4 protein-coding genes are annotated in these 3595 nt (G+C 33.6%); all 4 read left to right on the top strand.

Annotation, left to right across the window (positions count from 1 at the left end; translation table 11 throughout):
* Positions 1-844: SIALI-17 repeat-containing surface protein (locus RWN11_RS07670; RefSeq protein WP_314161141.1), on the top strand; the 844-nt coding region annotated here is incomplete at its 5' end.
* A gap of 234 nt (positions 845-1078) precedes the next feature.
* A complete protein-coding gene (locus RWN11_RS07665) occupies positions 1079-2017 on the top strand; it encodes a PD-(D/E)XK nuclease family transposase (protein ID WP_314161140.1) in 939 nt (312 codons plus the stop codon).
* Between the two features lie 14 nt (positions 2018-2031).
* A complete protein-coding gene (locus RWN11_RS07660; RefSeq protein ID WP_314161139.1) occupies positions 2032-2277 on the top strand; it encodes a hypothetical protein in 246 nt (81 codons plus the stop codon).
* A gap of 1083 nt (positions 2278-3360) precedes the next feature.
* A partial coding sequence (locus RWN11_RS07655) for a prepilin peptidase (RefSeq protein WP_314161138.1) occupies positions 3361-3595 on the top strand: 235 nt, incomplete at its 3' end.

Genomic DNA, 3595 nt, shown 5'->3' with positions numbered 1-3595 from the left:
AGTAGACAAAGCTACAGAAGCAGCTAAGGCTAAAGTTGATGAAGCAAATAATGCAGATGAGATAGCGAAAGCTCAGAAAGACGGAGAGAAAGCTATTGATGATGTTCATAAACTTGGTGAATTCAAGTTTGAAATTCCAAATAATGCTCCAAGCGTAGAAGTACCAGAGTACACTGGAACTATTGGTTCAACAGGAGTAGATGAGAATGGAAACTTAATCACACCACCAGTTGTAGAAATTCCAGAATATACAGGAACAATATCTACACCAGGAGTAGATGAGAATGGAAACTTAATCACACCACCAGTTGTAGAAGTTCCAGAATACACAGGAACAATTGGTACATCAGGAGTAGACGAGAATGGAAACTTAATCACACCACCAGTTGTAGAAATTCCAGAATACACAGATACAATCGGAACAGCTGATGTAGATGAAAATGGACATATTATTTCTACTCCAACAGTGGATAGACCTGCATTAATCATCACTAAATGGATTGATGAGGATGGTAGAGAGCTTAAAGCGGCTGATGTGAAAGCGCCAAAAGTTTTAGGTAAAGCTAATGAAGCGCTAGAAGCTGGAGAAATTGAAGGATATGTATTCGTTAGAACAGAAACTAAAGATGATATTGTAACGCATATCTTCAGAAAAGTTACTCCAACATCACCAAAAGTTGATGAAAACATTAAGCCAGAATCAACAGCTAAAGTAGAGAAATCTACTAAACGCTTAGCGAATACTGGTACATCAGAAACTAATACAGGACTAGCAGGTCTAGGATTAGCTGTACTAGGAAGCTTACTAGCAGTTGCTAAAAGACGTAAAAAAGATGAAGAGTAAAAGTCACTAAATCATCGAAAATAAATCTTTGAAATTTTCTGTTTAGATAATCTAGAAGAGCAAGAAATCCAAGGAAGAATCGAAAGGTTCATTTCTTGGATTTTTTGTGTTTGAACTTCTCGTAGAACAGTGATATCATTAGAAAAAATGATTTTTTTCTAGTATAATAAAGTTAGTAATAGGGTAGAAAAAAATTAAAAAAATTATAATTAATAAAAAAGGGGGAGAAAAAATATGGATGAACGCCATAAAAATATTAAACCAATTTATGATCTGGTAGTAAAAAAAGTATTTTGTAACGAGGCGGTGGCATTGCAATTTGTACAGGATATTTTCGATTTACCGGCAAAAAGTGCAAAACTAATTGGTAGCGATAAAATCTTTCGTGCTAATAGTAATGTAGAAGATGATTTTAATATAGCTGTTGATATACTTGTCGAACTAGACAATCACGCACAAGTTATAATCGAAGTGCAATTAGCTAAGCAGGCATTCTTCATGAATCGTATCTGGGCGTACCTATGCAAACAAGTTAATGATAATATCGAAAGGTTAAAACAAAATGAAAAAGAAAAACACGCTATTTACAAAAAACTACCACCAGTTTATGTAGCAGCGATAGTAGACAAAAACTACTTTGATGGTGATGATCCTATAAGTACTTTTTTAATCAAAGAAGAAACAAGAAACACCGAACTAAAAATGTATATAGACAACGACATAAAAGAGATGCCGTTGTTGAAAATAGTATTTTTAGAACTTAAAAAATACAAACCAGAATTAAAAGAAAGTTATAATAAAGTACGTTGGCTAGAATTTTTCGGCAACAAGCAGTACACAAGTGAACCTGGTGAAATAATTGACCAAGCCGATGATTTACTTAATGTTAGAAACTGGACTAAGGAGGAAAAAGATATGTATGATGAAAGAACAAGACAATTAGACCATCAATGGGCGACGTATGCTTATGCACGTGAAGAGGGAATTGAATACGGAATGGCACAAGGAATAGAACGAGGACGAGCAGAAGGGAGAGCAGAAGGACGAGCAGAAGGGATTGAGCAAGGTCGAGTAAGTGAGTTGATAGATTTAGTGAAAGAAGGATTACTCACTAAAGAGATAGTAGCGAAGAAATTAAATATAAGTGAACAAGAATTTGAAGCGTATCTGTAGGAGAATACAAAGATATGTATGATGAAAGAACAAGACAATTAGATCACCAATGGGCGACGTATGCTTATGCACGTGAAGAGGGAATTGAATATGGAATGGCACAAGGAATAGAACGAGGGAGAGCAGAAGGACGAGCAGAAGGGATTGAGCAAGGTCGAGTAAGTGAGTTGATAGATTTAGTGAAAGAAGGATTACTCACTAAAGAGATAGTAGCGAAGAAATTAAATATAAGTGAACAAGAATTTGAAGCGTATCTGTAGGAGAATACAAAGATATGTATGATGAGAGAACAAGGCAACAAGACCATTATTGTGCTTCGTATATGTATGCATAGGAAGAAGGAAGAGCGGCTAGTTATGCTGATGGTATGGTTGCCGGTCTCGTAGAAGGGTGAGCAGAAGGGCGAGCTGAGGATATAAGACTGGGAATTCAACAAGCCATTATTAATTTACTACTTCCTAAGAATCAGGCAATATCAAAGGTGTTTAGAGAAATAGGTCTTGCTGATAAATTGGTTCAGGAATGAGAAATACTTACAAATATACACAGCTTTATTTAGGGAAAAGTCCAGTATTTGAAGAATGAAATGTATTCAAAACGATTATTCCTCTTTAGAAGATAGTAACGCAGAAAGTGGGAGGTAATAATGCCATTCGAAGCATTGTTCAGAATGTCATCCATGGTGTTTCTCAAGATATTGTTCAGTGTGATGCTCAGGGAGTCGTTCGTAATAAGGTAATCCTTGTAGAGTTTATCAAAGAAAAAGTAAGAAAGCAATGATAAGATTACAAGAAAAACTATTGCAGATGAAGCTGGAGTTAGTGTAAAGACTATTGAAAGGATTATAAAATAATAAATAACCTTAAGTATGTAAGTACAGGACATAATGGTCGTTGGGAATTTAATGAGTAGAAGTAAGTTGAAATACAAAGAATTTAAGAGAGTTTCCCAAAAGTTCTGAATTTTTTTTAAAAGTTTATATGATAACTCATAGATGCATTGGTTTATTGGTATTTAAATTAGCTTTACAAAAGCTTTTTGGATGTCTAATAAATTTTGAGGGGAAAACTCGACAAAATCTTGTTCCTTAAGAAATCGCAATTTTTGAATCACTTCCTTTCTCGTGTAGTGTAAAGGTGTATATATACGGAGTAGAAAAAATATAACTTTGAAAAGAACAAAAATAACAGGTATATCGCTAGTCTAGAAAATTTAGATTTTTATAATTAAAAAATAAGAAAATATTATTAATATATTGCGAAGTTCATGATAATAGATATGGTTAAGTGTTTATATTTGTGCTAAAATATAATCGAAGAGTTATAAAATAGGGGGAGATATTTATGGAAAGGTACATATTTATTATTATTGTAAGTCTTATTTTTGCTAGTGCGATAAAATGTTTGGTCGATAGTGAAAATAAGAAAGAGTTTCTGTTTAGAAGAAGTTATTGTGCTAGTTGTCATCAAGAATTAAAAGCAGGCGACTTAATTCCAATCTTTAGCTATTTATATAAAAAAGGTCGATGTAGTTACTGTAATCAAAAAATTCCATTAGATGTATTTTTATACGAAATTT

The organism is uncultured Gemella sp. (genome assembly GCF_963519265.1).
GTDB lineage: Bacteria > Bacillota > Bacilli > Staphylococcales > Gemellaceae > Gemella.
The sequence above is the reverse complement of the archived record's forward strand: the minus strand, read 5'-3'. Positions and strand labels throughout refer to the sequence as shown.

What these genes read in the sequence shown, in the direction of transcription:
- RWN11_RS07665 (WP_314161140.1), top strand. Translation starts at nt 1,079, where the DNA reads ATGGATGAACGCCATAAAAATATTAAACCAATTTATGATCTGGTAGTA.
- RWN11_RS07660 (WP_314161139.1), top strand. Translation starts at nt 2,032, where the DNA reads ATGTATGATGAAAGAACAAGACAATTAGATCACCAATGGGCGACGTAT.